Raw genomic sequence first — 6,468 nt, forward strand, 5'->3', positions numbered from 1 at the left:
ACTCCTACCTGATCACCATCAGGCTGCACGGCGTCGACCCGATGAAGGCCATCCGCGACGCGCTGGCCGGCCGCGCCTGGACACCACTGCGGGCCGTCACAGCGCACTGACCCCGTAGTTGGTTACGGAAGCAGTAGCAATAGCGCGAACTCCGCGACAGGTTCCAGTTCCTCTGGCCATCACCCTAGTAATAATCAGAGTGGAGATGGTCTAATACGGGTAGTCGAGGATTTCTTCAAGAGCATATTCTAAATTGGTGAACCATGTCGTATCACTGGAGGGGACATGCACAGGATTCTCGTCTACCTGGCTGGAGTGGTGGCGCTCGGTCTTTTCTCGCTTATCCTTAACTTCCTGTTGATAATCCTCAAGTTCGGAAACATACGTTCGGTGCTTTTCGTGCGAAAGGTTGTTGTATTGCTACGAGGGGTGCCGGACGGAATGGCGCTCACCTGTACCGACAAAAAGGTTTCAGCTCTCTCCTTCGACTCGAAGGCGAACGCTCAGAAAGTCGTCCCGCTGTATACGGGTGTTCTCACGTGGCGTGGTGGGCCAAGACTTGCATTGCGTGTCCGCAAGAGCGCGAAGAGGCAGTTCTTGCTAAGGTCAACTATCTTCGGTCTCGTGTTTGTTCCGCTGATACTCGTCGGGCTTTGGCTTACGCTATTTGTAAGTTGGAAGATCGGCGGATCTATCGTCGTTTTACTTGCATTTCACCAGTGGATGCCATTCTATATCTGGGATTATCCTGCCGTATCGAGCCTGCTCCACGGGGACTAACCCGACCCGTTCATGAAGCGAGTACGAATTTTGAGATGCCGCTGAAGTGTCGGTCTCCGCTTACAGAATGCGGATGGCGCGAGTCTCGCTGATCGTCAGTTGGAAGGCGGGAAGGTCGGGCACGCGCTCCCGGTAGGCCTTGTACAAGCGGTGACACCCGTCGATGAGGATCGGGTTGCCGATGCCGTCGTCCGTCGCCAACAAAGCGAGGATGACCGGACGACTCAGATCGGTGCGCATGGCGTAGGCACGGTCGAAGTTTGGTGCGGGGGCGATGAGTGACGCAGGGTTGTCGTCGAGGCCGTAGAGGCGTGCCCACGCGTCGACTGGGAGGCGGCAGGCCAGCCGCGGCGTCTCGCGCAGGAGGCGGTGGGCTTCCTCGACGTCGAACGAGAGCGCGCCGAATTGGAAGATCTGCCGTTCGTGTGCGGGGATGGCGGGGCGGCATTGGGCGTGTGATTTTCCGGACACAGCTGTCTTAGATTCCTTATAACGGTGAAGGCTGGTGGGCGACTGTACGGGCGAACCACTCAAGCGTGGGCGTACCGGCGGCGGGCATGGGTCGCGCGGTAGCGGTCGCCGGGCTGTGGGATCCGGAGCGTGAGCCGCAGCGTTTCGGCCGCGCGGCGTGGCCAGGGGACGCGGCGGTGGTGCCCGGCGCCCGGTGTGGTCAGTGCGATGCGGACGGCGGCGAGTGCTACGAAGACAGTCAGGGGCATGGAGTGTGGCTCCCGGCGGGTGGTGATCACGGTTCGGGTCCATCACTGCGCGATCGGCGGATGAAGCGCCAGCCCTGCTCCACGATGCGCCAGGATTCGCGGGGCTCGATCGATGCGTTCTGCGTTCCGCTTTCGTATCCGCTTCGGGGACGGGCGACTTCTCCGACGCGCGAGACGCGACCTGGCTCGGCTCGCACAGCGTGTGGCTGGGTCGCGGAGGCGTTTGGTTCCGCCGTGGCGGTCAGGCGACCGAGCGTGCCTGCGCCGGGCGCGGTCAACGACCGTGCCCGGCGCGGGGTTGGGTTTTCAGCGTGCTGCGCGTACCGCAGCGGTGGCGGCCTTGTTGATCACGTCGATGGCGGCGACCGGGTCGGAGACCAGCGCGAGTGTCGTATGCGGGAGGCGCCGTCCGTAGGTGCTGAACGCAAGGTGCAGCAGGGCGCAGCCGGATGCGGCGAGCCGGGCGAGGCGGCGGCGCAGTCCTTCGTCTTCCTCAGCGACGAACATTGCGTCGGTGGCGATGATCAGCAGCCGCGCGGCGCCGGGGCGGGAGAGGCCGAGGGCGGCGTCGAGCGCGTCCGTGGCGACCGCGGGGACCTCGGTGTGAGCGTGGGCGGTGAAGGTGGTTACGTGCGTCGGGGCAGGGCCGGGCCGAGTGATCGCGGTGGCGCGGTGGCCGAAGGCGACGGTCGCGCTCGCGCTGTTCGGATCGGTCAGGCTCGTGGCGCGGGCCAGGATCCAGGCGGCGGAGGCGATCGGGTCGGCGGCCGCACTCATGGAGCCGGAGACGTCGACGGCGATTCCCACGCGCAGCGGCGGAGTCGGTACGGCGTGGCGGTGCGTTCGGGTGAACGGTTTGGCGGTCGGCAGGGCGCCTGCGGCTTTCTGCGCGTCGCGGGTGAGGGCGCCGCGCATGTTCAGCCGTCCGGGCGGAAGTTCACTGTTTACGGTGGTTACGGCGCGCTCCCGGTACGCGGCGGCGCGCAGCGCGCGAGCCAGAGCCCCGGCGGCAGCGTTCTCCGCGCTCGTCGGCGGGCGGGTACCGGTGACCGGTCCGCCGCGCGTGCGGCCGGTCCCGCGGTGCTTGCCGAAGACCTGCTTGGCGGCATCCTTCGCGGTTTCGGCAGGGTCAGCCGCCGGGAACGGGTGCTCCCACGCGACCGCACGGCCGACCGCAGTCGAGGTCTCCGCGATCGCCTTCGCGAGTGCTCCGGGGATCGGGGACGCGGTCTCACCGGCGCCGTCGGGTACGGAGGCGGTCTCGCTCTCCGAGCCGGTCTCGGTACCCGGGCCCGAGGGTGCGCCGTGCGGCTCGTCCTTCGTCTTCTCGTCGGCGTTCTCGTGCACGAGGCTGCTCCATTTGGCCGCCAAGTCCAGCAGCCCGGAGGTGTCCTCGTCGTCGAGGCCGTGCGCGGCGGTCCAGATCTTCTCCAGTTCGGCCAGGGTGTCGGCGCCGAGGATCGATTCGGCGGCGGCGCGCACGGCGGCGGTTTCGGCCGGTTCGAGGATCCCGGCGCTCTCGCGGCCGAGGATCAGGGCGGCGGCGGTCGCGGCGGCGTAGGGGCCATCGGGCGGCGTGGCGCTGATTTCGTCGAGTACGAGGTTGACGGCGCAGGCGCGCAGCCATACTCGGTCGTGGGGGCGGCGGGCGATGTGGCGCGCCTCGATTCGGGATTCTTCGAGCAGTTCGGCGGCGTGCGCGACGGCCGAGGGGGTGTCGGCGTCCGGCAGCCATCGGGAGTGGCGGGCGTGGGCGGCCTCGTGGGTGAGCGCGCCGTATGCGGCCGGGTAGCGGTGCTCGTCTCCGGTGCGGTGTGGGCGGATGCTGGCGGGCGGAATCGGGAAGATCTTCGCGTCGAGGTCGATGGTGGCGGTGGCGGGCGTGAACTGCGCTGGGGCGCCGGAGGAGGTGCCCGCCGGGTTGACGGTCACGAGGAGATCGTCGCGGTCGGCCAGGATGCAGGCGTGGTCGGCGAGGATCGGACCGAGCGCCGCCCACGCGTCGAGGGTGGCGGCGTCGGGAGCGCTCGCGCTCGTCGGTGCCGTGGCTTCGTCGGGGGCGCTTGCGTCGGGCGTCGGAGCGCACTCGGGTGAGTGGCGGCGGATGTGGTCGTGCACAGGCATGGTCAGGCTCCTGAGAAAGTCGAGGGTAGTTTTCGCGTCGAACCGGGCGCGGGCGGCCGATAGCCGGGGCGGTCGGCCGCCCGCGCGGTCACGTGTTACAGCTGCTTGCCGAGGGCGAGGTGGGTGATGTCCTTGCCGAGCGCGGCCTTCAAGACGGTGGCGACGGTGTCGCGGTCCTCGGCCGGGGCGATGCCCAGCAGGTTGGACCAGGCGGCGTCCTTGCCGAGGATGGTCTGGATCTTGTGGAAGGCGAGCAGTTCGCGCAGTTGTGGCGCCCACCCGATTTCGCCCTTGCTCTTGCGGGTGGCCAGGTTCCGGGCGACCCGCACCGCCGAGGCGTCGATCTTGAGGGTGCGGGCGAGGTCGTAGTCGGAGGAGACCTCGATCTGCACGCTGAACCGTGAGGACAGGGCGTCTGAGAGGATCGCGCCGTGCACGTTCGGGTTGTGCCCGGCGACCACATAGAAGCCCTCGGCAGCGGTGATCGTCTCGCCCTTGTGCTCCTTGACCGTGATCTGGCGCCGCCCGTCCATGCCCGGGTAGAGGGCCGCGAGCACGGTCGGCGGGATCAGGGTCGCGTCGTCGAGGAAGAGCACCCTTCCCTCCTGCATCGCGATCACGAGGGGCCCGTAGACGAATTCGTATCCGCCGTCCGGGCGCTGAGTGTAGGAACCGATCAGGTCACTGACTTGGGTGTCTCCGTCTCCGCAGACCGTGATCGCGTCCGGGAACGCGGCCTCGACCAGGGAGGTCTTTCCGGTTCCGGGCGGACCGTACAGCAGCGCAGGCACACCCTCGGCGCGCAGCGTGCGCAGCGCGGCGACATCGGAAGTGTCCGCCAGCGTGCGCGGGTGATACGTGCTGCCATTCGGGCGCGGGAGCGGCGAACGGCCATCCCATGCGGGAACCGGCGACGCTGCGGGATCCGGCGCCGCCGTGGTCGCCGGTGCGACCGGTGCGGGTGCCGCGGCGTGCTCGGCCTTCTTCGGAGCGCGCGTCCGGGCCGGTTTCGGCGCGGCGGGTGCCGTTACAGTCGGCGCTGAGACGTGCGCCGTTGCGGCGGCGTGCGCGGTGGCGGGCGTGGCGGAGTAGGTACGTGGTTTGTCGTTGACGCGCGCCGCGTGCCCGTGCGCGGTCAGCCATTCCAGCGCGTTGCCGACGGCGCCGCCCGACTTGTTGCCGACGAGCTTCGCTGCCTGCGTGACCGTGAACGTGTCGCCTGGGTTGTCGGCAAGCAGTCGGGCGACGGTGGCGCGCAATGCTCCGCGCGCCGCCTTACTGCCCGGGAGGGGTGCGGAGGGCGCGGCGGACGGTTCAGGTTCCGGCGCCGTCGGGTCAGGCTCGGGAGCGACGGTCGGCGTGGTGCAGTCCGCTTCGGGTGCGCCGTCGGATACGGGCGCTGGTTCCGGCGAGTCGGTCGGCTCGTCGACGTCCGCCGGTTCGGGAGCGGTGCTCAGCCTCCGGGGCGCGGTGTCGCTCGGCGCGGGAGAGGGTGCGGGTGTGGCATGGTCAGGCGCGGTAGCCAGTTGCTGCAGCGCCGTGGTGAGCAGCGCGGGCAGCGCCGCCGAGAGCGCGGTGAGCATGTCGGGCGGCAGGGTCGGCGCAGCGGCCGAGGCGGTCACGGTCATCGCAGGGTCTTTCCTTACCATTGATGGCATTTCGCAGGGTGTACGGTGGTTGCGGGACCGGGCCATTAGCGGTGGTCCGGTCCCGCCCCTTTTTGGGGCGGGACTATTCATCCTTTTCAGGATCGTGAATCGGTGTATTCCGATTACTTTCCCGTGGTTCCGGGATTTCCCGGCCACACATGAACCATATCTCGACGTTGATTACATGTGAAGCGGACACCGGTACGACTTTCCCGTGGATTTTGGTCGCTATTCCTCGAAATGAGAAGGCGATATCGGGCGTATAGGTGCGGATTTCGAGGATTCCTCTGCGGCGCGGTGCGTTTTCCGTCGGCGTGCGATTCGCAATCGATGGTTCGGCCGAAGGCGCGAAATGCCGAGCGCGGCGCGGGCATGCGGCCGCCGCGCCGCCAGTCAGCACGCTGTGCGAACGCTGTGCGCGCCGACGCCCAGGAGGCGCTCATTCGCCCGGCGCGAGTTGGTCTCACGGTTCGCTCCGGCCGTGCTGGCCATCGGCCGGCTTTGGGCAGACCGACCGCGGGCAGGACCTGTGCTGTGGGAACCGGCTTACGCACACCACCAGGCGAGGAAGGCCAGACACCGCCACCGACGGCGACTCGCGGGAGATAGGGCGGATAGACCTATCGGCCTTCACGCGGGAGTGTCGGCTCCGGGCGCACGGCCTGCAGCTTCGGCCGTGGACAGGGCGTCCATCCGGATGGACAGGGCGGTGGACACCGCGGTGGACACCGTTATGGACAGGTCGGTGGACCTATGTACGTGCTGCCCGAGTCGAGTACTCACCGCGCTCCAACTCTTTTCCGGTCGGCATGAGCCGATGACTGCTCGACCACACAGGAAAAGAGTTCATGAAACTCGGGAGGGCCATTTTTGCTGCATGGAACGGTTCTATGTTATTCCCTGTCGCGTCTATAGCATACATGAATATTTGATTTGCTGGCGCAGTTTAAGCATCTATTTTCCCTGTTCCCATAACAGGGAATGGAAGCGAATGAGTGAGCCAATTTCACCCTCAGCGTGAGGTCGTCAGGTGACCAAGAAAAGCCTCTTAGCCTCGATGATTCGGGCGTGGTAGCCGCTTGACTCGCCGTCGGTCTGGTCCGGTTTGTCCCTGACGGTGTGGGGCCGGGTCGTCGCGTGTCGCTGCGGTCTGCGCCGGTTTCCACGGGGCCGGGGTGGTGCGGGGTCCTTTCGTG

General features: G+C 67.3%; 5 protein-coding genes. 1 reads left to right on the forward strand and 4 read right to left on the reverse strand.

The genetic code is table 11. From position 1 onward, the window contains the following. Window positions 1-285: 285 nt before the first annotated feature. Window positions 286-780: a hypothetical protein gene (locus KGA66_RS27475; protein WP_211472237.1), complete on the forward strand. Its 495-nt coding sequence runs from the start codon at window positions 286-288 to the stop codon at window positions 778-780. 60 nt (window positions 781-840) lie between these two features. Here KGA66_RS27475 and KGA66_RS27480 read toward each other — a convergent pair whose 3' ends face one another. The 4 genes from KGA66_RS27480 to KGA66_RS27495 all read right to left on the reverse strand — a co-directional run bounded on the left by KGA66_RS27480 (window position 841) and on the right by KGA66_RS27495 (window position 6,055). After that, window positions 841-1,251 carry a hypothetical protein gene (locus tag KGA66_RS27480; RefSeq protein WP_211472239.1) on the reverse strand — a complete coding sequence of 137 codons (411 nt, stop codon included), beginning with the start codon at window positions 1,249-1,251 and terminating at the stop codon, window positions 841-843. A gap of 554 nt (window positions 1,252-1,805) precedes the next feature. Continuing rightward, window positions 1,806-3,623, reverse strand: coding sequence for a hypothetical protein (locus KGA66_RS27485; protein ID WP_211472241.1), 1,818 nt, complete (start codon window positions 3,621-3,623; stop codon window positions 1,806-1,808). Window positions 3,624-3,718: 95 nt separating this feature from the next. Further along, window positions 3,719-5,251 (reverse strand): AAA family ATPase, encoded by a 1,533-nt coding sequence (locus tag KGA66_RS27490; protein WP_246508845.1) that lies wholly within the window; start codon window positions 5,249-5,251, stop codon window positions 3,719-3,721. A 651-nt stretch (window positions 5,252-5,902) separates the two neighbouring features. After that, window positions 5,903-6,055: a hypothetical protein gene (locus KGA66_RS27495; RefSeq protein WP_211472243.1), complete on the reverse strand. Its 153-nt coding sequence runs from the start codon at window positions 6,053-6,055 to the stop codon at window positions 5,903-5,905. Window positions 6,056-6,468 lie beyond the last annotated feature (413 nt).

It is taken from the genome of Actinocrinis puniceicyclus (assembly GCF_018283645.1).
In the GTDB taxonomy this organism is placed as follows: domain Bacteria; phylum Actinomycetota; class Actinomycetes; order Streptomycetales; family Catenulisporaceae; genus Actinocrinis; species Actinocrinis puniceicyclus.

Bases quoted from the DNA above. Each gene is read 5' to 3' on its own strand.
- KGA66_RS27475 (WP_211472237.1), top strand. From the start codon at position 286: ATGCACAGGATTCTCGTCTACCTGGCTGGAGTGGTGGCGCTCGGTCTT.
- KGA66_RS27485 (WP_211472241.1), bottom strand. From the start codon at position 3,623: ATGCCTGTGCACGACCACATCCGCCGCCACTCACCCGAGTGCGCTCCG.
- KGA66_RS27490 (WP_246508845.1), bottom strand. From the start codon at position 5,251: ATGACCGTGACCGCCTCGGCCGCTGCGCCGACCCTGCCGCCCGACATG.